The sequence below is a fragment of the Pseudomonas sp. SJZ074 genome, assembly GCF_007828215.1.
GTDB lineage: Bacteria > Pseudomonadota > Gammaproteobacteria > Pseudomonadales > Pseudomonadaceae > Aquipseudomonas.
In genome coordinates this window covers 1-23,511 of the sequence record NZ_VIUE01000039.1, presented here as the reverse complement: position 1 = coordinate 23,511, position 23,511 = coordinate 1, and the positions used below count along the sequence as shown (strand labels likewise).

Annotated in this window: 31 protein-coding genes; 1 reads left to right on the top strand and 30 read right to left on the bottom strand. The window is 60.5% G+C overall.

The genetic code is table 11. The annotated features are described in order from the left end of the window. Positions 1-485 precede the first annotated feature (485 nt). On the top strand, positions 486-980 hold the full coding sequence (locus FBX99_RS26485) for a zinc ribbon domain-containing protein (protein WP_145133437.1): 495 nt from the start codon (positions 486-488) through the stop codon (positions 978-980). 740 nt (positions 981-1,720) lie between these two features. Here the strand turns inward: FBX99_RS26485 and FBX99_RS26480 are convergent. The 30 genes from FBX99_RS26480 to FBX99_RS26335 form a co-directional block, all read right to left on the bottom strand. Continuing rightward, positions 1,721-2,692 (bottom strand): plasmid replication protein repA, encoded by a 972-nt coding sequence (locus FBX99_RS26480; protein WP_145133435.1) that lies wholly within the window; start codon positions 2,690-2,692, stop codon positions 1,721-1,723. 231 nt (positions 2,693-2,923) lie between these two features. Beyond that, the gene (locus FBX99_RS26475) at positions 2,924-3,118 is read right to left on the bottom strand and encodes a hypothetical protein (RefSeq protein ID WP_145133433.1); all 195 of its coding nucleotides are present in this window, start codon (positions 3,116-3,118) and stop codon (positions 2,924-2,926) included. Positions 3,119-3,207: 89 nt separating this feature from the next. Continuing rightward, the gene (locus FBX99_RS26470) at positions 3,208-4,257 is read right to left on the bottom strand and encodes a contractile injection system protein, VgrG/Pvc8 family (protein ID WP_145133431.1); all 1,050 of its coding nucleotides are present in this window, start codon (positions 4,255-4,257) and stop codon (positions 3,208-3,210) included. A gap of 154 nt (positions 4,258-4,411) precedes the next feature. Continuing rightward, positions 4,412-4,615 carry a tail protein X gene (locus tag FBX99_RS26465; protein WP_145133429.1) on the bottom strand — a complete coding sequence of 68 codons (204 nt, stop codon included), beginning with the start codon at positions 4,613-4,615 and terminating at the stop codon, positions 4,412-4,414. A gap of 3 nt (positions 4,616-4,618) precedes the next feature. Then, the gene (locus FBX99_RS26460; protein ID WP_145133427.1) at positions 4,619-5,047 is read right to left on the bottom strand and encodes a phage tail protein; all 429 of its coding nucleotides are present in this window, start codon (positions 5,045-5,047) and stop codon (positions 4,619-4,621) included. A 53-nt stretch (positions 5,048-5,100) separates the two neighbouring features. Then, entirely contained in the window at positions 5,101-7,767 is a 2,667-nt protein-coding gene (locus tag FBX99_RS26455) for a phage tail tape measure protein (RefSeq protein ID WP_145133426.1), read from the bottom strand. 36 nt (positions 7,768-7,803) lie between these two features. Continuing rightward, positions 7,804-7,968, bottom strand: a complete 165-nt coding sequence (locus FBX99_RS26450; protein WP_145133424.1) for a GpE family phage tail protein — start codon at positions 7,966-7,968, stop codon at positions 7,804-7,806. Further along, positions 7,965-8,216 carry a phage tail assembly protein gene (locus FBX99_RS26445; protein ID WP_145133422.1) on the bottom strand — a complete coding sequence of 84 codons (252 nt, stop codon included), beginning with the start codon at positions 8,214-8,216 and terminating at the stop codon, positions 7,965-7,967. Before FBX99_RS26445 ends, FBX99_RS26450 begins: the two co-directional genes overlap by 4 nt. Positions 8,217-8,263: 47 nt before the next feature. Then, positions 8,264-8,776: a phage major tail tube protein gene (locus FBX99_RS26440; protein ID WP_145133420.1), complete on the bottom strand. Its 513-nt coding sequence runs from the start codon at positions 8,774-8,776 to the stop codon at positions 8,264-8,266. 10 nt (positions 8,777-8,786) lie between these two features. Further along, entirely contained in the window at positions 8,787-9,929 is a 1,143-nt protein-coding gene (locus tag FBX99_RS26435) for a phage tail sheath C-terminal domain-containing protein (RefSeq protein ID WP_145133419.1), read from the bottom strand. A 73-nt stretch (positions 9,930-10,002) separates the two neighbouring features. Next, on the bottom strand, positions 10,003-10,683 hold the full coding sequence (locus FBX99_RS26430; RefSeq protein WP_145133417.1) for a hypothetical protein: 681 nt from the start codon (positions 10,681-10,683) through the stop codon (positions 10,003-10,005). A 76-nt stretch (positions 10,684-10,759) separates the two neighbouring features. Further along, positions 10,760-10,996 carry a tail fiber assembly protein gene (locus FBX99_RS26425; protein WP_145133415.1) on the bottom strand — a complete coding sequence of 79 codons (237 nt, stop codon included), beginning with the start codon at positions 10,994-10,996 and terminating at the stop codon, positions 10,760-10,762. 9 nt (positions 10,997-11,005) lie between these two features. After that, positions 11,006-11,758, bottom strand: a complete 753-nt coding sequence (locus tag FBX99_RS26420; protein ID WP_145133413.1) for a hypothetical protein — start codon at positions 11,756-11,758, stop codon at positions 11,006-11,008. A 3-nt stretch (positions 11,759-11,761) separates the two neighbouring features. Then, positions 11,762-12,430 (bottom strand): hypothetical protein, encoded by a 669-nt coding sequence (locus tag FBX99_RS26415; protein ID WP_218570874.1) that lies wholly within the window; start codon positions 12,428-12,430, stop codon positions 11,762-11,764. Continuing rightward, positions 12,427-12,741: a hypothetical protein gene (locus FBX99_RS26410; protein WP_145133411.1), complete on the bottom strand. Its 315-nt coding sequence runs from the start codon at positions 12,739-12,741 to the stop codon at positions 12,427-12,429. The genes FBX99_RS26415 and FBX99_RS26410 overlap by 4 nt, the downstream gene beginning before the upstream one ends. After that, the gene (locus tag FBX99_RS26405; protein ID WP_145133409.1) at positions 12,734-13,102 is read right to left on the bottom strand and encodes a hypothetical protein; all 369 of its coding nucleotides are present in this window, start codon (positions 13,100-13,102) and stop codon (positions 12,734-12,736) included. The genes FBX99_RS26410 and FBX99_RS26405 overlap by 8 nt, the downstream gene beginning before the upstream one ends. Before the next feature lie 9 nt (positions 13,103-13,111). Further along, entirely contained in the window at positions 13,112-13,633 is a 522-nt protein-coding gene (locus FBX99_RS26400) for a phage tail protein (RefSeq protein WP_145133406.1), read from the bottom strand. Continuing rightward, the gene (locus FBX99_RS26395; RefSeq protein WP_145133404.1) at positions 13,630-14,370 is read right to left on the bottom strand and encodes a phage tail protein I; all 741 of its coding nucleotides are present in this window, start codon (positions 14,368-14,370) and stop codon (positions 13,630-13,632) included. Before FBX99_RS26395 ends, FBX99_RS26400 begins: the two co-directional genes overlap by 4 nt. After that, positions 14,367-15,203, bottom strand: a complete 837-nt coding sequence (locus tag FBX99_RS26390) for a baseplate J/gp47 family protein (protein WP_145133402.1) — start codon at positions 15,201-15,203, stop codon at positions 14,367-14,369. The genes FBX99_RS26395 and FBX99_RS26390 overlap by 4 nt, the downstream gene beginning before the upstream one ends. Further along, entirely contained in the window at positions 15,190-15,552 is a 363-nt protein-coding gene (locus tag FBX99_RS26385; protein WP_145133401.1) for a hypothetical protein, read from the bottom strand. Before FBX99_RS26385 ends, FBX99_RS26390 begins: the two co-directional genes overlap by 14 nt. 8 nt (positions 15,553-15,560) lie before the next feature. Next, complete coding sequence (locus tag FBX99_RS26380) at positions 15,561-16,133, bottom strand: phage baseplate assembly protein V (RefSeq protein WP_145133400.1); 573 nt, start codon at positions 16,131-16,133, stop codon at positions 15,561-15,563. Continuing rightward, on the bottom strand, positions 16,133-16,678 hold the full coding sequence (locus FBX99_RS26375) for a hypothetical protein (RefSeq protein WP_145133397.1): 546 nt from the start codon (positions 16,676-16,678) through the stop codon (positions 16,133-16,135). Before FBX99_RS26375 ends, FBX99_RS26380 begins: the two co-directional genes overlap by 1 nt. Then, complete coding sequence (locus FBX99_RS26370) at positions 16,662-17,312, bottom strand: hypothetical protein (RefSeq protein ID WP_145133396.1); 651 nt, start codon at positions 17,310-17,312, stop codon at positions 16,662-16,664. The genes FBX99_RS26375 and FBX99_RS26370 overlap by 17 nt, the downstream gene beginning before the upstream one ends. Then, positions 17,293-17,667: a hypothetical protein gene (locus tag FBX99_RS26365; protein ID WP_145133394.1), complete on the bottom strand. Its 375-nt coding sequence runs from the start codon at positions 17,665-17,667 to the stop codon at positions 17,293-17,295. The genes FBX99_RS26370 and FBX99_RS26365 overlap by 20 nt, the downstream gene beginning before the upstream one ends. A gap of 113 nt (positions 17,668-17,780) precedes the next feature. Continuing rightward, on the bottom strand, positions 17,781-18,701 hold the full coding sequence (locus tag FBX99_RS26360) for a phage capsid protein (RefSeq protein WP_145133392.1): 921 nt from the start codon (positions 18,699-18,701) through the stop codon (positions 17,781-17,783). Positions 18,702-18,735: 34 nt separating this feature from the next. Beyond that, positions 18,736-19,107 carry a DUF2190 domain-containing protein gene (locus FBX99_RS26355; protein ID WP_145133390.1) on the bottom strand — a complete coding sequence of 124 codons (372 nt, stop codon included), beginning with the start codon at positions 19,105-19,107 and terminating at the stop codon, positions 18,736-18,738. After that, positions 19,107-20,516 (bottom strand): S49 family peptidase, encoded by a 1,410-nt coding sequence (locus FBX99_RS26350; protein WP_145133388.1) that lies wholly within the window; start codon positions 20,514-20,516, stop codon positions 19,107-19,109. The genes FBX99_RS26355 and FBX99_RS26350 overlap by 1 nt, the downstream gene beginning before the upstream one ends. Then, the gene (locus FBX99_RS26345; RefSeq protein WP_145133386.1) at positions 20,513-22,132 is read right to left on the bottom strand and encodes a phage portal protein; all 1,620 of its coding nucleotides are present in this window, start codon (positions 22,130-22,132) and stop codon (positions 20,513-20,515) included. The genes FBX99_RS26350 and FBX99_RS26345 overlap by 4 nt, the downstream gene beginning before the upstream one ends. Continuing rightward, positions 22,129-22,347 (bottom strand): hypothetical protein, encoded by a 219-nt coding sequence (locus tag FBX99_RS26340; protein WP_145133383.1) that lies wholly within the window; start codon positions 22,345-22,347, stop codon positions 22,129-22,131. The genes FBX99_RS26345 and FBX99_RS26340 overlap by 4 nt, the downstream gene beginning before the upstream one ends. Next, a partial coding sequence (locus tag FBX99_RS26335) for a terminase gpA endonuclease subunit (RefSeq protein ID WP_178112085.1) occupies positions 22,344-23,511 on the bottom strand: 1,168 nt, incomplete at its 5' end. The genes FBX99_RS26340 and FBX99_RS26335, both read right to left, overlap by 4 nt.

Here is a 23,511-nt window from a genome sequence, read left to right as displayed (position 1 = left end):
CGGCCCAAGGCATTGAGCTTTCCCCACCGACCCAAGCGCGGAATTTCCGTGGATCACTGCCGACCAGGCGAGCTACTTGCGTTCCATTTAAGCCAGCAACACCTACCAAAGCGCGGACCTCATCGCTTGTCGGCCTAAGCCCTTCGGGCCGGGGCACGTCAAATAAACCAGGCCGGCCGAGCCCCAGGGACCCCAAGCGGTCCACCACTTGGCCATCCCTCTCCAGTACCGCGTCGACACGCAACGCCTCGATACAAGCCTGGGTCAATTCAACCGCTTCACTATTCAAGCGTGACCCGTCACGCGCTACCAAAACAAACACTCTCACCCCCAAAGCTGTCGCCAGTCACACCGGCCGAAAGGACTCATAAGTCTACAGCTATTTAGCTCAATAGCTATTTAGCTTGCGAGTGCACGCGACAAAATTCCGTTCTGTGGTGCAGATAGCGATAATGCCGGCCGCCAACACAGAGGAGCCAAGCCGTATGGCCATTACAAAATGCAAGGAATGCCACAAGGAAGTATCGAACAAAGCCGAGGTCTGCCCGCACTGTGGCGTCAAAAGCCCCGGCCTTAAAATGAAGGACGTTATTGTCGGACTGATCGTCGTGGGCTTGATTGCCTTCGTTGCGGTCAAATGCACCGGCAGCAACAACAGCGACCAGGCGCAAGCCTCGACCGACTGTAATGCAGACTTGCAATGCTGGGGCGACAAAAACGTGATGCAGGCCACGGCCCAATGCAAGCCACGAGTAGAACGCCTGGCCAGCTACACCGCTCGTTGGACCGACGGCACCCTGGAGGGGAAATTTCCAAAGTTCCGATGGCTGGACAAGGAAAAAGGTTCGCTAACTTACATTGGCGACAAGGTGGAATTTCAGAACGGTTTCGGCGCCTATCAGGCACACGTCTACGAATGCGATTTTCTGCCAGGACAAAACCTTGTGCTCGATGCCCGAGCACATCCCGGCCACCTATGATTGTCCGCCCTGGGCGACCAGGGCGAATTACCGATATCAACGCACGATCCAACGCACGCGAGAGGGTACCCGCCGGAAACGTATTGCCTTCCTTCGAAAACGTCCCAGCCGCGCCCAGGGGAAGCTAGCAAGCCCACGGCAGAGCCAAGCCCACCCCCCAACCTGATCGACCGCGACGCGTAGCGGCGCAAGCCGTAGGCAGGCGCGTGAAGGCGCGAAACGCCATTGCAGGGTGTGCGGCCGGGCGCGTAGTCGGTTGGCGTGCAGCAACTGGAACGGGCCTTAAACTGGAGGAACGGCGGCGGTGCTGCTGGCCGTCACGTCCCGCCGTGCCGTAGGCACGAACTGCGGGCGACATCGTTGCAGCCGGGACGGCTGCGTCATAAACAGGATCTCGGCTTGCCGAGGCATTTAAAGAAGGGCTAACCACTGCGAAGCTGAGGTTAGACCTAAAGATTCTTCTTGCAGAAGTAAGAGCAGAAGCACAGGGGGGACCTAAAAGCACCCTGGAACGGCTAAATTCACAATGGCAACACTTAATATTTCATCTAAGAGCGCTGCCGGCGGCCGGCGCCTTCTTGGGCGCGCGCACCGGCCTGAAAACACCCAAAAATGAGCCGGTTTGGGGGCCACCAGGCAGCGTAGCGAAGCGTCAGGGGGATAAACCGCACCAGGCAGGCACGGCAAAGCGCTGTCAGGTCAGACAGCGCAAGGGAGGGGGTAGGGGAGGGGGCGGAGGGTTAACCGCCCTGGCGTTCTCGTAGCCAGTCATCAAAGGCGGGGAACTCCCGCATGACGCGGCGCGCGACTTCCGGTTGCGACAGGTCAGGATTGCTACGCAACAGCTCGGCATGCCTATCGCGGATCTCAGACGCGTATTCCGCTTTCGCGTCGTCGTAGTTGACGGTCTTGGCGCGACGCGTGCCAACGGCAAATGTTATGACGCCGTCTTCGCCCTGGGCACGGCGCAAACCGCCACGGGCCTTCTCGGCGTCAGACTCCCGAGGGAACTTCTCTTTGTAGCCCCTGCGAAGCTTCTTCAGCTCGTTCGAGCAATGGGTGCGAAACTTCTTCAGGGCCTCGAACGAAACGGCGCCCAGGGCAACAAGGAAGTTCTCATTTAACCGCTTGATCGCCGGCCGGGCCCGCTTGCTGCCGTCTGGCTTTTCGACGTACTGCAAATGAACATCGAAGGCGCCCGCCTTGCGCAGGCGCCTGAAGGCCCGCCAGAAACGCTCTGAGGGCTCGTCGGGCTCGTCCGGGGTTTTCTTGTCCTTCAGTAAGCCGGCCACCCTGGCCAGCTCCACACAACTGCGCGCGATGAACTGGCCGTCCGCCTTCGGCGTACCCACCCGTAACGACGCGTAGTCCGTGAAATACAGGATGGCACGCATAACCAGCACTTCGGCGGCGCGGGCTTCTGATCGGTTTTTGCGGGGGTCGCCAGACTTGTTACGGCGCCCGTTCAGATTGCCCAGGCTGGGGAGGATGTGTAGCGGGGAGTAGTAATAGCCCTTTACCGCCTCGATCAGCTTGCGCATGACCTGGGGAATTGAGGTTGACCAGTCCGGCTCATTGAAGAGATGGAATTCCGGCTTGAGCGGGTCATGCCCACAGCGGTTTCCCGTTCCCAGATTTTCACCTGAGTGCGGGTAAGGCATCCGCCCCCACATGATGGAAGGCCGACCCAGACAGGTCGTTATGTCGGTCATTGACTCTTTCCCCTGAGCAATACGCTTGCTTAGAAGAAGACCGACGGCTAAACTCTGACCTTGCTGCGGTCGCGTAGAGTTTCTTTCTCGCCGATCTCCAAAAAGCCTGGGGCGCCAACCCCGGGCTTTTTTCTTTTCTAAACCCTTGTTTTATCTACTTCTTCACTCTGTGGCCACCAGGCCAACCAGCGGGAATATACCACGCTGCTCGCCTCGCAACACTAAAAGTGTTCAAGTTTTTTTCTCTTCCGCCGGCACCTTCAGGCTGCCGACTGCCCCCAAGACTAGCCGCAATGAGCAAATCATGCCTTTGGGGGTCTGGTCGTCGTTGTCAGTGACCTGCAACAACCATGTCATGTAATCGTGAATTCCAGCGATGGTATCGCCGTTGGTCGTACCTATCAAAGGGTTTCCGTTGTGTGTCATTTTTTTCAATCCTTGTTGACGCCAATGCGCGGCATTCTACTCAAGCCCAAAACATATGGATATACGTACAGTGATAGCGAAACGCCTTGTTACTTAGAAGGCGTCACGCATTCCGCCGAGGTCGATGCCACCTCGCCCGATCCAATGACATGTGTAACCGACTCAACAGCCCACACGCGATTGGCACTGGCTGTGTGATTGCTGACTACAATTTGCCCTTCCGCCACGATTTGCGGAGTGAGCGGCCGGGTAATGGACATGGTCGACTTGCCCCGCTGCATCTGCTTCAGCTTGGCCGCTGCTGCCTCTTGGGCGCTTTTTTGGTCCGGGTAGGTTTTTCGAATGATGTAGCGCGGGCCACCGGCATTGGCCGCGTCCTCTTCGGCCTGGCCCGCGTTATTGGGCTTTTCACCGGGAACCGCGACTTTCCCTTCGACGACTTCAGCCACGGCCGGGACCTTGCGTTGCTCCTTTTCGTCGAACCAGTACGCGACCGTAGAGCTGTAGTCGTTACGCTCTTGGATCGTAACGCGACCGCTGCTGTTCTTCGGGTCGCTGATCGCAACAGCCGACAAGGCTTTGCCGCTAACGCTCTTGGCCTGGCCCTTGGGCACCACCACCAGCTTGCCACCGACCGGCTTGGCCACCGCGCCCAGGTCACGCGACAACCGCGTCAGTAGGTTCATGTCAGACTCGGCGCGCTGGTCAATGTGCTTGAATGCATGCCCAGCCAGCTCCGGCGCCACGGCGGCTTCATAGCCATGCTCTTTCGCAATCTTGGCCACCAGCGCGCCCAGCGTCATGTCGTCGAACGTCGCGTCTTTGGGCGACTTGATCCCCCCCAGCATCTTGGCGGCCTTGCCGTGTATCACTAGGGCTTCGTCATCTAGCGGCACTTCCAGCTCGTCGACTTGATAAGCCCCCTTGAAGATCAGCGCACCAGGCTCGCCTATCCACACCTTCAACTCGGCGCCCGTGGACGGCAAGCGAATCATGTTGTCGCGGTTATCCAGCTCGATGGCCACCGTGTCGCTGTCCTCGCCGGCGGAATCCTGAAGTGTCAGCTTGATAAAGCGCTTACGGATCATCCCCGTAATGTCCGCGTCGTTTGCGGTGATTCGATAGTCTGCTTTCGCCATGACTTACCCCTAGGTTATGGGCCGCGTTGGGGCCCCTCACTTTGTAAGTGCAAGCACAAAGCCCCCAAATTGGGGGTGAAATGCGCCGCGCAGAAAAATAAAACCACGTACCGCCAGGAACCCAAGCTGTATCCGCCCCCGCCACGGGGGTGGATTAATCCCATAACGACACTTGGCCAGGCTCAACAGCCGCCGGCAGTTCGGGCAGGTCGATCAGAAGGCCGTCAGGCAGTACAGGGCCTTTCTGACAAAGGAAGGGGTTCGCCTCTAACACCGCCTCGGTCGCCCCGGGGCGGCCGCTGTAGTAGCGGTGGCAGATGGCATCGAGCATATCGCCGGGCCGGGTGCGGTACTGCATCGCTTACACCTCGTCTTCGCCGTATTCGGAAATGGACAACGAGCCCTTGCGTACCAGGGGCGTACCGTCCTGCATGAAATGATCGTCGGCCACGTTCAGGCTCTCGATAACCCATAACCCCAGGTCGGCGCCGGACTGCTTCAGCTCGCCATCAACCAGGGCCGAGCCACCCGCAACCAGGCGCAGCGGCTCGCCAGCGTCACCCATAACGCGCAAGCGATCGAACAGCACCACGTCGGCGCGGCTCTGCGGATGGATTGTTATTTCTAGGGCCTTGGTAGTGCTGTCTGGCCCGTGAAACTGCTTGCCTGGCTTGTGTTTGTAGCGGTCCTTTTTTGCCCAGCGCCACGCCATCGAGGTCGTTAGGCTTTGGTACTCGGCTGTTTTCACGCTGAAGCGAAAGTCGCCCAGCGCCATCATTACTTCGGCCATATAGCCCCCACGAAAAAGCCGCCCGAAGGCGGCATAGCTATTTCGCTAAATCGCTAAGTAGCGTTGTCCGCCAGGCGCCCGCGCTGACCACGGGCGGCCTGTCGGTCCCGGGCATCCAGCTCAGCCCGAACTTTCTTCGCGACCTGCTCTTCAGACATTCCAGGCGCGGCGTTAACGGTAATACCGCCGTACTGGTTAACCGGTTGCGGCGCGGCATCCTTCCCGGCCGGAGACGCCACGCCACCGACAGCCGCCACACGCGACCCACCCGGCACAGGCGGTGAACCGTCAGGCCCGGCTGCTGCGGCGGCCGCTGCTGCCGCTGGCTGGGTTGCCGCCGCTGGCGAGTCGCTGCCGAAGATCCCGCCGGCAAAATTCTTGACGGCCTCAATCGGCCCCATGATCTTGCCGGCAATCCATTCGATAGCTGACCCGCACGCGTTCTTGATGCCATCCCACAACGTTGAGAAAAACTCCGTCAGAGGCGCCCAGGCCTGCATCACTGGTTCAAGTGGATTGAAGGAAAGCATTCCTTTGACCATGTCCCAACCTGCGGCACATACCGACTTGATGCCCTCCCACAGACCGCTAAAGAACCCGGACAAAGGGCCCCATAGTTGAATCAGCAACTCCAGGGGCGAAAACATCAACAGAGACTTGATGAAGTCCCAGCCCGCCACAAACGCCGCCTTGATGCTCTCCCACAAGCCAGCAAAGAACGCCGAAAGCGGCTCCCAGTAGCGCACCACCAAAACCACCACGGCGATAAGCGCCATAATGCCAATGATGATTAATCCGATAGGGTTGGCCGACAGCGCCACGTTTAACGCCCATTGCGCGGCAGTCATGATCGCCGCCGCTATGGCATAGGTCCGCGACGCGACGCCCATCAACAAGACGCCGGCGGCGGCGGCATGTGCGCGAATTCGCGTTACGAGTAACACGGCCTGCGCGCGCAGGTTCGTCAGCGTGAAGAACGCCAGGGCACGCCCTGCCATCATCACCCCGTCGGACATGAGGGAAAACGCAAAGCGACCCGCAATGCTCGCGGCGCCGAGTGAGACAAGCCCGATGACGGCGTAGGCCAGTACCTGGGTTAGAAACGGGAAGCGCTCGGCCAGGCCGGCGACCCACAAAGCTAAGTCGCCCAATACGCCGGCGGCAAAGATCATGGACGGCGCGAACACCTGGCCAATGGTTGCGCTGGCATTGCTGCTGCGCTGACTGAGGCGCTTGAAGGCCTCGGCCGGGCCGGCGTTCATCGTGGCCGCCATCTTCTCAACCTCGGTCAAACCACCCTTCAGGCTCTTACCCATGGTGTCGATATTGCCGCGCAGGGTGTCAACCTCGGGGTACAGCAGCTTAATCAAGGAGATGGCCTCATCCGTACCGAAGGCCTCTTTCAGCTCTTGCGACTCCAGTGCGTCGAGCGTCTTGCCATACTTCTTCTGGATCGTGGCCAAGATGTCAGGCATACGCTTCAAATTATCTTCAGCGTCGAGAAACGATAGGCCCAGCTTCTTGCCAGCGCCGGCGGCTCCCGTGAGGAACGCCCGGTATTTGGTGGCGGCCTCACTGCCCGTCATGGTGGTTTGTAGCTGCCCCATGATGGCGAGCTGTTCGGCAAAGCTCACGTTTGCCGAAGTCGCGGCCGCGCCCAGGTTGGAAATAGCGGCGGCCATCTGCGGACCGTCTGTCTTGTACAAGTTCGCGGTGGCCGAGATCCCCGCCGCGAAGTACTCGCCAAACTTGATGTCGCGCTCTTCGGCTGACAGGTTCTTCCAGCCCGTCACCACGCCGGCGCCGAACTGGTCAAACTGGCGCCGATAAATACCGTAGCCGGTGGCCATCAGGCTTGTCATTTCGGCCGTACTGGATTTGGTGGCCTGGCCGGTAAGCGCTGCAATACGGGTAAATTCGCCGACCGCTTCGTCGCTGATCGTGGAAATAGCGGACTTGATGTCGTATGCAGCCCGGATGAATTCGGGCGTCGTGGTGCCCGCCCACTGATTCGAAAAGGCCTTCGCCTTGGCGGTGATAACGTCGATACCCTTGGTATCAATCCCAAGCGACGCGATTTCCCCCTGGGCAGAGGCCACCTCGCCATAGGCGTCGACCAGTTGCTTAATACTGAATACCGCTGCCCCCACACCCACGGCGTCAGCGGTGGCCGACATCCGCATGTCGCTGTTACGTTTCTTTATCTCGCCCAGGCGCTTCTGTTTCTCGGCGACCGCATCCAGGGCCTTCTGCTCTTTGGCCAACTGATCGTTATAGCGCTTGGTCTGGACCTCAATCCGCCGCGTCGCCTCGGTCAGCTTACCGGTACTGACGCCGGTCTCCTTCAGCCGAGCGCCCGTCTGTTGCAGCTCCAGGCGTTCCGCCTGCTGCTGGGCCTGCAAGCGCTTGACCTGGGCGGTAGCCCGCTCGAACTCGGCGGTCATTTTGCGCGAAGGCTCGGCCGTAGCGCCCATCTGTTGCCCCAGGGCTCTTGCCTTGGCTTGTGCATCAGCCAAGGCGGCGCTTGTTTTGGCACCGCGCTCCTGTAGGGCCTTGAAGTGCTCAATGTCCTTTGTCGTGCTGCCCAGCCTGGATAGCTCTGCCTGGGTCGCCTTGATCTTGTCGCCCATCCGGGTCGTTTCGCCGGTGACTTTCTGAATGGGCGCCGTGATTTTATCTACCAGGCCCATAATCAGGTTGAGCCGCATAGAGTTAGACATTTCTCCCACCCCATAAAAAAAGGGCCGGGCCGCCCATCAGGACTGCCCGGCCTTGCCTTGCTCGTAGCGCTCCAGGGCGATGCGGTGCCAGCGCATCAACTCCGTAAGCGACATGTGAACCGTCGTCAGCGCGTCCCAGCCCGTGAAGACCAGAAAGATGTCGGCCTCTGCCTCCATCACGTCGCGCGGGACGGCGGTCACTCCATGAAAAAAGCGACCACCTCCGTTTGCAGGGACATCAGGTCTTTCGGGGCGAGCATGTCGTACTCGTTGGCGGTGATATTGGCGATACGCGGCACCAACGTGCGGTGTGCGGTGACGTTCATGCGAATGACATCGAACATGTCCAGGCCGCGCAATTCGCCGGCACCGGGCTCGCGCATGGTCACCTCAGTGATTTCAGTTTCGCCACGCTTGATTGGACGGGTCAGTACTACCGGATTAGCCATGGTTTAAATCCTTGAATTCGGGGGTTCAGAAAGAAAAAACGCCGGCCCTATTGGGCCAGCGCCTGGCGAATTTCCTTGTTCCGGTCTTTGCCATTGACGCGGAAAATGTTGTTCAGCTTGTCGATGTAGATGCGCTCCGAGCCATCAACCTCGAAGTGAAAGAAGTCGACCGCAATGGCGAACTTCATAGTTGCTTCTTTCTCCGGGGCCCACTCGTTGAACTCGGCCGATTTCCAGAAGCCTTGCATACGCACGACCACGGTTTTAATCACCCCATCACGGTCGAGCGCGCCGCGCAGGGTGAAGACTTCGTCGCGGCTCTCACGCGAACCGAGCAAGTCGGTAACCTTCTCCGGGTAGTCGGAAATGGTGACCTCGGCTTCCAACTTCTCCAGCCGGCCCAAGTCGCGCTCGATGTCGCCGGCGACGCCAGACATCACCGCGTCCATGGTCTTGGTTACGATCTTCGGCAACGCGACGGTATTGCACAGGCCGGCAAAGGATTCGTCTTGAAAGAACGAATTCATGTCGACCAAAACGCTAGGCAGCTTTGCGCCCATAGATCACCCCTTATTCAAAAATGGCTTCGTTGTAGCGCGTGGTAACGTGCTGGCGGAACGTCATGCGCTCGGCCACGTCGTAGAAGCCCAAGTCGTAATCCCAATACACCTGGGCGGTGCCGATGGCGGCGACGTTGAGTTCCTTGTCGACCCAGCATTCGCCGCCGCTGATCACCTCACGGGACATCAAACGGCGTAGCAGCTTGTTCACTCGGTTTTTCACACCGTCGACATAGCTTTTGGTGATGTTGCGATCCAGCAATTCTTGGTGCGCATACAGGATCGAATCGCCAACGATGTAGCGAACCCGTTGATGTGGAAGCATCACTTTGTTCGCCAGGCGGTTGCCGTACAGATACCAGCCGCCTTGCTGGTTAACGATGGTGGTGACGTTCTTGCTGTTGTACAGGTTGGCCTTGCTGGTCGTGCTGCCGATGGCGTGGTCGATCACTTCGTCGGTGCCGAGGATCCCGAAAATCTTGCGGCTCGACGGGCTATGCCAATAGCCCTCTTCGTTGTCCACCCGCACGATATGACCCGCCACAGTGGCCGAGGCCTTGCGAGTCACTACCTGGCCCGTGTCATCGTCCAGCAGCTTGACGCCGCAATTGACGAACAGCACTTCCTTGTACAAAGCGCACTCCGCGATCACCGCCGAGTAGCCACTTTGTGTACCGTCGATGATAGGAATAGCGTTCAGCTTCTTGGCGACGGCTTCCATTTCGGCGCCGATGCCCACCAGGTGGCTGAATTCCGGGGCGATGATCAAACGCGGACGCACACCCACCACCGATTCAGCAGCCAACAGCGCCTTGAGGCCGGTGTATTGGCCGGTTTCGTTATCGACGTTGCCGACCACACTGGCCAACTGCGGCGCCTCTTCGTCATCAGAAGCCACGCGCACGACCACCACCACAGCGCCTGTCTGGCGGTAGATGTCCTTCAGTGCGTTGCGCAGGGTGCCAGTCGTGCCCGCCTTGGCGATCAGCTTGTCGCTGTTGCACAGAACCGGAACGTTGAGCGGGAAGACCAGTGGGTCGGCATCATCGCCGGTAGCCACCAGGCCGATGGTCGAGGCTGCCAGAACCTCAATAGGACGTTCGAGGTTATCGAGGAAGTACTGTTCAACCCCGTGCAGGTAATCTGCTGCCATTGGTTTTACTCCAGTAAAGAAAAAGCCCCCGACTGGGGGCCTTGATGCGATGCCAGGCGCCGACGGCCCGACGCTAGATTTCTTTGGCTAAGTTGACCTTGAAGGTCATGCCCTTGGCCGGTTCGGCGCTGCCTTGGTGCTCCGGCTTGATCTTGAAGCCCAGGCGCACCACGCGCGCTGTGGTGCTGCTCAGCTCACGAACGGCATAAAAGCCATACCAACGGGACAGGCCACCCCGCCGCGTCGCCCTGACGAACTGCCAGCCCCCTTTGCCGGGCTTATCCTCGACGCTGTATTGGCCCAGATAGGCAAAATCGCATTCAGCTACCGGGCAACTGATCCCGGCCACCAGGCGCAAGTTATTGACCGGGTTGCGTACCGCTGCCCACCACCACCGCGAAAGCCAAGACGTTACGGGTAACGGCTCGACCGGAACGCCAAGGCGACGCGCCAGGGGGAACAGGCCAAACAACACCAGGGCGTCGCAGTTGTCGGCCCACCATTGCCGCTTATCACCGTCGAGGCCGTCGAAGTCGTTACCGAACAGCCAGGCCCAGCGCGGCAAGTTGACGATCAGGCGGCCATCACTCAGCGAATAACCCGGCACGGCGAAGGGAATGGCAAAGGCCACCACCACCAGGCCCACAACAATCAGCACCAGGCGCACCACCAGCAACGCCAGCCACTGCACCACAGCAGGGATAAAGTCGAGCCATAGCCAGGCAGCGGCTCGACCTTCGGAAAGTACGGACATTCAGCACCTCAAAATGCAAAAGCCCCCAGGACGGGGGCTTATTCAGGGCGAAAAAAAACCGCTTTCGCGGTCTGGTTTAACGCAGGAACACCGGTTTGTCTGGCCACTCAACGGCGTCGGGGTCGGCGCCCTGCTCCGGCAGGTCACGCAGTCCCTTGCGGTAGGCCAGAACCTGAGCCTTTTGCGCATCGTCCAGCGGATAGTCGGGCATCACCGCGTAGTCAGATGCAGTTAGGTCGGAATCACGACTCTTACGAATCATTTCCCATTTCAAATCAGGATGAAGGTACGGGTCTGGAAATACAGGCTTCATATAAGCTCCTTAGCCAAGTGCCATCATGGCGCCCCAGGCACCAGGATGAGAAACAACACCAGTGCATCCACCAACAAGCGCCATTTCAACAACGCCCGAAGTTGAAACACGCATCGGGTGCAAGTGAGTGTAAGAACCGAAAGAGTTGATCGGGTCATAAACATACGAGCACCAACGCCACTTCCCTCTGGTTGCGCCAGTCGCCCAAGTTCCGCTCAACTCACCGTCCACGACCCGGACAAAAGCGCCGACCGTGATATACGAGTTCAGAGGAACCGAAGCAACGCCATTGTTCAGGACCCCGTCAGCGGTTCTCGGATAGATAAAATAGGATGAGGCCCCCTTCGCCGACCAAGATCCACGCCAGATGGTAAAATCGCGCCGGAAATAATCAGACTTTCGAATATTAAAATCTGGATAAATCTCGCGAACATCTGCCTCGATTTCGGCCAACATCGCAATGTCTTCCGCAGGCCGCCCCGTAGCCTGAGATTGTTGGCTGATAGTTTTAACCTTTGCCCAGGTAACTTCGGCGTGATAGCCGAAGTTGTCAGGGCGGCCCAAATTGCCCGCGTCGGACATTGCAAAATTTTGCGTTATACCGAGGCGAGGGAGCTTGCTCGCCAAGGCCGCGAGCTGAGCATTGTATGCGGCCTGGGCAGCATCCACCTTAGCGTCAATCTGCCCCATCTTGCCGTTGACCGAACCGGTCAGGTTGTTGGCCGCCGTTACCAGCGCCTGAATCTGCGTTTCTAAGCTCACTGTTTAAGCTCCTGTTCCATTGATCTTATTGGCCCCGCTATTGAAGGCGGCGGCCAGGCGAGTGAATCCGTCAGCGACCCCCGCTTCGAGCGAAGCTAGCCCGGCGGCCGTGGCGAAGTGCGAAGGAAGATTGCCGCCCAACTTGGCAGAGTCCGCCGACTGGGCGGCCTTTAGCAGAAACTTGCCGTCGGCCTGGGTGACGGTGTAGGTCGTTGCTTTGTCGGCCTTGGCGGCCAAAGCCGTGGTCATGCTGGCCGCGAAGTCGGGGTCGTTATTCATTGCCGCCGCCAGCTCGGCCAGCGTATCCAGCGCCGCCGGCGACGTGCCTATCACCGCCTGTATACGCGCGTCGATCTGCGTCGGCGTAAGCGTGTCGAGCTTATCGGCCTTATCCGCCAGTGCCGGAATGCTCACCATCAACGTCAGCGCGTCCGAACCATCGAACCCGCCAGCCGCATGAGCATCGCCGGCCAATGTGATAACCCTGGCCACTTTTAGACGCGTCGCTGTAGCCGAGTTTGCGCCCAGGGTCCGTGTCGGGTCGTCGATATCGGTGCGCGTGTAAACCTCGGCCTTATCGACCTTGTTACGCAGCTTTCCATCAATTACCCCCATCAGACCGTTAACGGCCGTCAGCAGGCTTTCGAGGGTCTCGGAAACTGCCCCCATCATTTGCCCCCTTGGGCGCTGATCGCGCCGGCGTGATAGTCGAAAGCACCTTTGAGCTGCTGCATGAGTCGGTCCAGCACCTGCGCCGATTCAGTCGCTTGCGCGGCTGCATAATTTGCCGCTTGCTCGGCGGCCGCTGCACGCGCCAGAACGTCCTCAGCCACAGCCCCGACAGGCCCCTGAAAGCCGACAGCGACGACATAGAAGTGCGGCTCAGGCTGAATCGCCACGGCTGCCAAGCGCTCCCCCTGGGTCAGCCTGCTCACTTGCAGAACAGGCCGCACCAGGGTTACCGACTGCGTTTGGCTAATCACGAATCACCCCCTGATTGATGGCAAGAAAACCAGCAGGCAACACCGGGTAGGCATCCCCCGAAGGGAAGTAAACGCGAAGCTCATAGACAGCTTGGCCAATGGGTCGCGACGACAGCCCCCGGGTCACGTCAGGGCCGAGCGAAACCTTGATCAGCCCGTCAGGCCCGGCCGGGATCTCGATACCGCGCCCCCCGGTCTGCGCATCGATCAGCAGTTCGTCAGTCTTGACGTCTCGCACTTGGAAGCGAGCGGTACATCCGGTTATATCGATGGGTGCCAGAGCGTCGCCATTCTTCTGCTGCCAGGTGACGGAAAAAGCGAAGGTTGTGCCGGCGGTCAGCTCTATATCGCTCGCTGCCATATCACCCCCTTAACCCTTTTCCAACGCCATGAGGCGAAACAGCACGTCGACATGTCGCGCCATGTTGTCGACGATGGCCGCCGACTGGGCCGCGAACTGCTCTCCCCAAACCGCAAGCGACAGGTTTGCCCCGGTGCCAACCACCGTCACAGAACCAGCGGGCAGCGCATCCAGCACCAAATCGAATGCCAGTAACAACGGCACAAGCGCGGACTTATAGGCCAGCGCACCGGTCGACGACCAGACAGCAAACAGGGTGCCGTCCTCCAGATAGAAACCGACCTCCTTAACCCAAAATTCACTGTCGTCATCCGCCAGGGCCGTGACGTGGATCTGCGTATCGCTGACACGCTGGCCATCAGCAATGGCGTAACGTTTCTTTTCAGCCTGAAGGCTGATTTGCCCCTTACTGGGGATGTAACCGCTGGTACCGAGCGCGATGTGCGTGACTTTCGCCGCGACGCCCGTATTTTCTGTGTTCCACACGGCCGCCAGGCCCTTGGTGGTAATTACCGGTATAAGCGCCGTCACCCTTGCACCTCCATAGACACACGAACGACAGCGACCCCGACACAGGCGCAACCCATCAGGACCGCCGCCGGACGCGGGGCCGCGTCGATGATTAATTCGCCAGCGCGCCGGCTCAGCGCGACAGACTCCAGAACAGGCACAGCCGCCAGGCGTGCAGTGCTTGCAAGCGGCTCTTGCGCGACCACAGCATCACGGCGCGTCGCTGCGCCCATGCCCGTGATAGCCGAACCAATTCGAAGGTTGTTCGGGCCAAACTTGGCCCCCACCTTGAAAGTGAAGTGGGAGCGCGTGTTTTTGGCGTTTTGCACGGCCGCAAACAGTTGCTCGTACAGCACACCGTTCAACATGCCGGCCTGGCCGGGCGTGATGTTCTCGTTCGCCCAAGCGATCAGGCTAAACGTGCCGGGCTCCTTGCGCGGCGAAGCCTCGAACCACTCGACCAGCTCGACCTCAACGCCCAACGCCTTCAGCGCCTGTACGACCGCCGGACGCGTACCCTTGATGCGGTGCAGCCCAAGACTTCCCGCGACCACCCGGCGCTTGACCTGCTCGGGCCAGTCGCTGCGCCATTGATCTACCGACACGGCCCAAGCCAGGTATGGCAGCACGTCGAGCGGACATTTCCACGGATCCCACAAAACCGCGATGGGGATCTCGACCAGCTCAATACGCGATAGCGCAGCGTCTAAGTCCTTCTCCAGGTCGGCCAGGTTGGCCGGCAGAATAGTTGCGCTCATACATAGCCACCGATAGTGACCGTCAGAGCCTCGCAGAAAGGCGCCTGACGGGCCGTACAGGCCACGTCAGCCCAACCGGTTAGCCGAACCTCTTCGACGCCCTCAACGCTCATAGCAGCGTGCAAAGCGGATTCGACGACGCGGGCTTTAAGTCGGTGTTGTTTATCCAGATATGCCCGAGCCCATTTCTCCGACGCCTGACGGACCAGCTCCGGGTCAGGGCCTGGCTTCAGGTAAAGCGCAGCCGTCACGCTGAATGGCACCACCTCGGCCGGCAACACCCGCAGCCAGTCGGTCAGTGGCCGACGCGACTGTAGATATGCATCCACCGTCGCCAGCAGCTCCGGCGTAGGTACGCCGCTGCCCTGGGTACTCAATATGGTTAGCTCAACCTCAACCGGTTTCGGGCTGAACACCGAGGCGCCTTTAACGTGAGGATGGGCGCTTTTAGCCCCGAACTCGTAGGCCCCATCCGGGCCCGCCACAGAAAGCCCTTCGGGCGAGTCCTGCAAGCGGGCCCGGTAATCGTCATCCTCTTCACCGTCCAGGCGCGTGACGGGCGAGCCGTCCGGGTGCTGGTAGTAGGTCACCCCTAAATGGTCGAGCTGAGGCCCTACCGCGAACGCCAGCAACAGCCCGCGCGCCTGTTCGTTGGCATCTTGGCGGACCATCAGTTCACGATAAGCGCAGGCCAGGGCCACACGAAACGCTGGGTCGGCTGGGCTCGCATTCTCCAGGCCGGCAGCGGTGGCCACCGCCTGCACAATTTCCTCGTGTGTCAGTTGCTTGATTACCGTCAGCGACGGCAGCAACGCCAGGTTAATACCTTCCATAGGCGATCCCCTCTAATTCCACGTCCCGCGCCTGGCCATCAATCAGCAACTGACCGCTTATGAACAACTCAACGTGATTCGGGGCGGGCTGGTCGACGCGCATGGTCGACAGCCTGAAGTCGTCCAAACCGTTGGCCTTGTTGTTGATGGCCTCGGCCAAGCGAATATAGGTTTCCATGTAGAAACCGCTGTCGACGTTGCGGTCGAGCATTTCAAACAACCGCGAACCGAAGTCACGGCGCCCGACCAGCGAGCCGACAGGCGTTGAAATTACGTCGCTAAGCCGCTGCCACAGATAGGGAATGCCACTGATCAGGCGCCCCGTGTTCCGGTCCGTGCCTTGTTTCATGATGTTCTCTACTGTTGCGGTTCAGGGGGCGGGCTGGAGCCGTGACGGTGACTGTTGTAGAGGTCGCGGTCCTGGCTCATGTTGCGAACCGCATCGCCGATTTCCGCGTCACCCTTGATATCTTTCGTTACGCGTAACGAACCCACGATTTCCGTATCCGCGATGATCTTCATGCCGCCCGGCGCCACCACCTCGGCGCGCCCGCCGGCTGGCAGGTCCAAGCGGTGCATGTGGGCCTTGCGGTCATAGGAAACCGACCCGCCGTCGCCGTACTGGATAAGGAACAAATCCGGGTCGCTGGATGGCGCGGCAAAGTCCTTGTGATAGCTGCCTGGCAGGATCTCGCCCAGGGCCAAATCACCCTCGCTGATCACCGTCACGCCTTCGCCCTTCTCCGGCGCCCACCAGACAATCGCCTTTCCGGTACGCAGGGGCTTCCACTGAAGCCAACCGGTGACCATGCCGGGCCCGTATTCAACCTGGGCGACATGGTTGGCCGTGTCCACGGCGTGAATTTTTCCACGCACCACCATTTGAGCGACCCGGCGTTCCAGCTCTTCCAAGCGCTGCAATACGTCCATCAAGGCACCTGCCCGGCATTCGGGTCGGCTTGCAACTCGCCGCCTATGTAGACGTCAACCGCCGAGCCATCGGCGGGCAACTCCCAAACCTGCCCCAAATGCGCCGTTTGTTTCCAGTTCACGACCCAGCTTTCGAAACCCTTTTCCCCGGGCCTGAACAACCCCGGGAACGCCTCAAGTTCAACGGCACGCGTTACAGCAGCCCCGAGCCCCCAACTGTTGCCGTCGACCAGGCAAAGCACCTGGGCGGAAAAGTTGCGAACTTCACGCTGTACGTTGTCTGTCGCCGAACTCAGCACGCAATGCGCAGACCAGGCCAGTTCGACCGGCGTGCGACCACCCGTAACCCGCCCAGCGGGGCGCATCTCGACCAGTTCCAGCAGCACCGCCGGGGTTTTAATCGTCTTGCTGTCTACGTCGACAGGGTCGTACTCGGCCACTGTCTTCAGCCGTGGCCCGAAGCGGTCACGCACGGCGGCGACTATCTGGTCGTGCAACAAACTCACATCGTCGATGGTCTGCCCTTCTTCAGCCTTTTCGCTCATGGTTCACCACGTAGTTGATTTCCTGCTCGATCAGCTCAGCGAACCGGGCCAAGGCTCGGCGCTCATAACGGCGGAACACCTCGCCGGCCATTTCATCCAGCGCGATACCCACCCGCATAACCGGGAAACGGCCTCGGTTACTGGTATCACCAGCGCCGCCGTAATCCATAAACCGCTGATTGCCCCCGCCCTTCTGCCGGCTCATGGCTGGCAAGTTCAAGCCCAGGGCCTGGGCGCGACGCTTGCGAATCCAGACCCGGGGCACGCCGTCGTAAACCGAGTGATAGAAAGCACCATCAAAGCGCCGCCCGGCGACACTGGTGCCGCGCTTGCCTTGCCGGGGGTTGCCGACGTTTTCGGCCGCCAGGGGCAAAGTGCCGAACCATAGAATGGTGACTTGGTCGTCACCCTGGCCGGCTGTGGACGTGCTCCAGCGGGCTTTAAGCCCTTTTTGCGGGATCCTTAGGGCCTGGCTCATTTCGCGCGACATACGCGTCGACAGCCAGCGCATGGTTTTGCGTCGCGCCCGGTCACCGGCCTGATTGACCTGCTCGGGTGTGGTCTGTATTTGCGCCGTAACCCGGGTGATTTCCCGGGCAAAACTCAGTTGAAAACTAACGCCATTGGCTGCCACCGCGCACGATCTCCGCTTCGGTTGGGTCGTCCAGGCTGGTCGCAAGCCAGAGCGTTGCCCAGCCTGAACCGTCTTCGTAGGGCTCGGCGCAAAAGTACGATTTGCCCTTGATGATCAATCGCCATTGCTTGTTGATGCCGGCGACCTTCTTGTCAGCCGTGGTGAAAACCGGTTGCCGCTTTTTGAAGTTCATGCCGCCGGCACCGCTGCTGCCTTCGCGCTTATGCTCGAAGTCAATTTCCGCATTGTCGAAAATGCCGTCGACGTCAAAGCGCGCGCCGGTGTCGGTCACGACGTTGGCCGTTGCATCCTTACAAATCAGCATGGTTCGGTCGACGATATCGAATCGGCTCACGGGATCTCCCTCTTTTCGCATGCGAAAAACCGCCCACCGGGCGGGCTTTCGGCTGCGAAAAGCCCCGCACCTGGCGGGGCCCTTCGATTAGCTAAATAGCGCTTTAGCGCTAGTTAGATCACGTTTTGCAACAGCAAACCGCACTCCTTGGCGATCACCAGTTCCTTGACCTGCTCACCCACCCGCAGGCGGTAGCCGCCCTTCAGGCCGACGCTTTCGTCGTACCAGGTGCCAGCGAAGCGGTCGTCGTACTGCGCTGTCACACCCCAAGTCAGGGTCCCGGCCGGAATCTCAACCGTAGGCGCCTGATAGGTAAAGGCGGCATGGCCAGCCCATACGCGTTTCACTTCGGCCGGCTTGCCCTTCTTCGCGATGTTGACGCGGCTTTCGCCAATGAAGATGTTGTCGAGTTCCAGCAGCTCCAGCATCTGCGCAATGCTGACGACGCCTTTGTCGCCGCTGTTGCCGTGGGAGGCTGCCACCATCGAACGGTTTACGCGCAGTTGCGTCCATTCAGCACGGCCGATAGTCAGCGTGTTCGGGCGCATCAGGGGCTTGTCGAGTTCCTGCAACAGGAACGCCAACAGGTCGGCATCGCGGTTACTGAACTTCTCGACAGCTTCCAACGATTTGCCATAGGCATGGTTGGCCGAAGCGAATACGGTGCGTGCGACACGAACTTCACGATCCAGCAAAATCAGGTCGGTCAACGCTTCGGACGCGTGGTCGAGCGGGTCGTAGTCGGTACCGGCAGCCTTGTCGATGTCGCCTTGCGGCACAACGTCGTCCAGGCCGTAATCAGCGGTCGAGGCGTCTTTTTCCGTCGCGCTGAACTCGACTTCTTTGGCCGAACCTTTGCGGCTGATTTCGGTGTCGACGTAGGTCATGCGCTCGGCTTTGTCGTACTCCGACCACTTGAATTGCTCGCCGCCGACGCTCCGTCGCGGCATGACTTCATCCGCGATCAGCTTGTTATTTCGGTAGGCAATTACGATACCCGTGCGGACGGGATCAATAGGAAACGGTGCAGGCATGTTTGTATGCTCCTAGCTCAGGGCTGAGGGATGGTTAAGGGGCCACAGCGGCCGGCACGGTGCCGCGCTCGATGAACACGCGGCCGATGGTGCCCGCATCTCCGGCTTCGTCAGCACGGGCGATATAGGCTTCGCCGGGCTGGGCCACTACGGCACGGCCTGCAATATCAGCGGTCAGCGGATCACCGAAACCGACGGCGCCGCCGTACTCCAGCTCGGTGGGGCCGCTACGGATCACGTCGCAGACCGTGCCGGCCACCGCGCCCAGGCTCCCGGTGATGCCCATCAGCGGCGAAGCGCTTGGGCCAGCGGCTTGGGTGAACTCGCCTTCGCTGTCGTCATACGCGGCGATTCGATGCGGCTCCACGTCTGCCGCCGCGCGGCGACTCTCGATGTACTGGCGCATTAAGACTTACTCCCCTGGATCATTCGCACAGCGGCGGAAATGGTGATTTTGTGGCCTTTGGCAGCCTCGGCGTCGACCAGGGCGCGGGCTTCGGCGGCCAGCGTGCGCGGGTCCACGGCGGACTTGCCGGTCTGGCTTTCAGAACCGCCCTTAACCTTGTTGGCTTCGGTTTTGGCGGCGCCGTCCAGATAGTCGGCGCCGCCTTTCTTCTCGGCGGCGATGATCTGCGCGGCGGCCTCGCCACCGGTGGTTTTGCCATCCAGGGCGAGCGCCTGAATCAGCTTTTCGTGACCTGGCAGCGTGACCGCGAACACGCTGGCAACCCGCGCAGTTTCGGCGGCATAGCCTTCGGCGTAGCCTTCCAGCTTGCCAGCGGAATGGGCCTCTTTGCGAGCCGCCTCAACGGCTGCTTCTTTGTCGGTACCGCCGGTGGCGGCGATGGCGGCGAACGCTTCGGGGTGCTGGGCCTTCAGGGCCTCAGCGACGGCGGCCGCCGTCGCCCCTTCAGTGATAGTCAGAGGCATGGTGTTTGCTCCTTGGTTGGTCTTGGCGGCGGCTAGCGCCTTGGTTGGTGGAACGGTGCGGGGCTGGGCGCGGCCACTCAGCTCGGCAATAAGCCCTTCCAGGCTGCCGAGGCGGTGCGCCATGCCCTGCTTGACTGCTTTGGCGCCGATGAAGGTGCCGCCCTTGCCGAAGTCGGCCAGGACCTTGTCACGCGTAACGCCCATGTTTCGCGTAACGGCGTCGATGAACACCGCTTCAAGGTCGTCGACGGTCACTTGTACGGCGGCCTGGCCGACTTCGCTGGTAGGGTCAAGGCGCTTATTCGGCGCATTGCTCGACACGATTTCGATGCGTTGTTCGCCTTCGGCTGCTGGACGGACGACAAAACCCGCCACTGTGCCGACCGAGCCCAGCTCGGCGGTCGCATCGATCACGACTTCGGAACAGGCCGACGCCATCCAGTAGGCCGCCGAGCACGCCATGCCCCCGACATAAGCAACGATCTTTTTCCGGCCGCGGGCCTGATAGATCATTTCGGCCATTTCGTTCAGGCCGTTGACCTGGCCACCTGGCGAGTCGATCCACAGCACCACCGCACGCACTTTTGAGTCTTCAATCGAAGCCGAAAGCGCCTTGGCCAGTGCCTCGGTCGACGTACCGCCGCAGATGTCGTGCATCCAACTGGCATAGCGAGAAACCACCCCCCGTACCTTGATCAGGGCGACGCTGTCGCGCACCTCGACAATGGGCGCGGACTTCAGCGACTCGCCGTCCTTCTCGGTAAGCGCGTCCAGGCGGCCCGCTTCGAACTCGCGACGGGCGATGGCTTCCATATCGGCCAGCATGGTCGAAGGCAGTGCCCAGGCCTGGGAAGCCAGGAACTGCAAGGCCATCAGTTTTTTCATGCGTTACCCCCTGGCAACAAAAAGCCCCGTTGGCGTTTGCCTTCGGGGCTGTTTTCATCGGCTTTGTTGTCGCTATCTGGTGGCTCGGCCGTCGGCGCCGCCCGGTACTTGCGACGCTCTTCGATAACGCGCCGGCTGTTAATCTGGTTCCAGTCCTGGCCCAGCAGGTGGCGGGTTTCGCGCTCGTGCGTACTGATCCCGATTTTCAAGCGTTTCTCAGCCGCGTTTACCGCCTTCAGTTCGTCCAGCTCGCCCAGGTTCGGACCATGCCAAAGCGCTTGGCAGTAAGCCCGACGCACCAATGGGTCCTGAAAGAAACCCGGTAAGCGCAGGCGCCCCCGGGCAACCGCCTCGGCGATCACTGTTTCGTAGTACGGCTGGCACACGTCAACGACGAAGTTTGCCCGGTCAACCATGATGTAATGCGCGAACTGCAACAACGACGCACGGCTGGCCGAGTAACTGGCGGTAAAGTGCTTGATCAACACTTCGAACGGAACACCAATCGCGCCGCCGATCATGCGCCAAAGCGCCGTGACGAAAGGGTCAAAGGCCGCATTTGGGCGCCCCGGGTTGGCTGTTTCGATGCTCTCGCCTTCGTCCAGCTCATACACCAGACCATCACCCAGGCGCAGGTCGCGCGGGTCGTCATCGTCTTCGTCATCATCGCTAGACCCACCGCCCATGCCTGCACCTGGGGCGTAGGCATCACCACCGCCGCCATCGCGGTCGGACTTGATGAACACGGTGAATTTCGAGCTGATCACCGAGGCCATCAGTTCGGCGTCGATGTACCGCCCGGCCTGTTTGATTACCTCAATTACTGGCGCCAAGTCAGGAATGCCGCGTGTCTGGCTGGCCCGCATGTTGTGGTTCGAATGGATCAACACATTGCGCCGGCCTTGTTCGCCAAACAGCGGCACGCGCTGCCACTGTGCTTTCGAGCGCAAGAAACGCTTGGAGGGGCTGGTCTGTAGAACCTGCACCGCAACGGCCGCGCCGTGTTCGTCCAGCTCGAAGCCGCCGGACATGGTGTCGCTGTCGGGCTTGTTATGCTGGTTGCAAACCCGGTCGGACTCGACCGACTGGAAATGCGTCGCATACGGTGACCCGTCACGCTCGAAGTGTGGCAGCAGCAAGAACGAGTCACCGTTAACCCGGGCGCTGTGAAATAGCTCCGCTTGTTTCTGATAGAACGTCTTGCGCCTGGCGGCGTCGGCCTCCAGGCAATCGGCCGCCAAATTGAACTCCCGCAGCATTTGCGCCTGGAGTGCTTCGGCCTGCTCCGATGTCAGCCCCAGGAACTCCGCGTCGATACTTGGCTCAGGCCTGAGCCCGGTACCGATTACGTAAATCGTTTTGGTTTTCATCGCGCCATGAGCGATAGGGTTGTTTCGCTCCAGGTCACGCGAACGCGAACGCAAGGTCGCCAGTTCGGGGTTAAGGTCGCCGTCAGCATCTTTTTTCGAGGTAAACCACGATTTCAGGGCCGGCCGGCTTTTTGATGCGCCGGCAAAGGAATCCAGAGCGTCAAGGCTCATACGATCCCGGGCACGATCCAGTCCCGCAGAGGCGGAAAAGAAACCGACCACACGGTCGACGAAGTTTCGACTCATATCGGGATCCCTTGTCGCGCTATCGGCCCACCGCGCAAGCTGCGCCGCAGGCGGTCGCGCTGTGCGTACAGCGTTTTCAGGTCGGCCATTTGAACTTTTCGCGTGCCCGCAGCAGTGGTCACCTCAACGTTTTGACCACCCTGCAGGACGGCTAAAATTGCGTTGTCGATGGCGTCTATCTCCGCACGAATGGCGCGGCGGTTGTTGCGGCTCATATCTGGCACTCGCTCACAGCACCCCGGCGGCGTTTCTTCCGCTTGGGGGCCGGCGGCGCCGGCTCCGGTGGGGGCTTTGGTTTCTGTTTCGCCGGCGCGCCACTGGGCAACGCCGGCACGTCGGTTGTTTCAGGCGCAGTGCTGTCCGGCGCGTCGAGCATTTCATCCCCCAGGCGTGGCAGGCGGTGCACCTGCTCCAGATGAGCCGCCGTTGCCGCCAGGACCTCAGCGTCGAAGTAGTGGTTATCGGTGCGCAGCTTGTGCCAGAACACACGGCCCGCCTGAGTGACCAGGCGCGCCTCGGCGACCACTTGCTGGCAGTAGTCATCGCTGGCGTCTTGGGCGATATACCAGGCGCCGGCATGCTCGACCGGCCATTCGATACGGGCATGAACCCAGCTTTTGAAGTGGTCGGTATGTACGTGCATCAGCTTCAGCGGCTGGCGTTCGTGGCCCTTCTGATCGACGTCAGCAAACTTGTAGGGCTTATCCTGCTGTTGCCGGCCCTTGGTCGGAATGGCGCGGCCGTAGTAGCGCCGGCAGAACTGATAGACCATGTGCACCGGTGCCGCCTTGCCGCCAGGCTTGTAGCCCGAGTCAACGAGCATTCGCGCAATCGGCCGGCCTTCATAGGTCGTTTCCAGCAGCTGCCCCAGGTCTTGCCACACCTGTTCCTGTTCGGTGTCGCCCCATATTTCGCCGTGCTCGATCAGCCACGACGAAAAGTTGTAGCCGAAGCCGCGCACCACGTAGACCAGGCGGTCGCCTTGCACGTCGACGCCGGCGACGATCAGTTGCACACCGCGCGGCACTTCGCCAAAGGCATAGGGCCGGCGCAACGCGGCGACCGACTGCCAGGCCGGGGCCTCCCCCTTGACCATGAACAGCTCGCCAAAGGCGGTATTAATCGCGGCCTGCATACGGCCAGGCTCGCCCGACAGCATGGCCACCACAAACTTGCGCGCACGCTGGCCGAAGGTCTGCCAGGGCGAGCACAGACCCGATACCCAAAACGACGCCGAGCTGTCCGCGTCCAACGGTGCCAGGTAGGTGCCGAACTCGACCGTTACCGTAACGCCGCCTTGTTCAATCTGTACGCCATCGTCGTCGAAGCCGACCAGGCGTTGCCCCGGGGCAACAAACACCCCTCGGTCGTTCATCCAC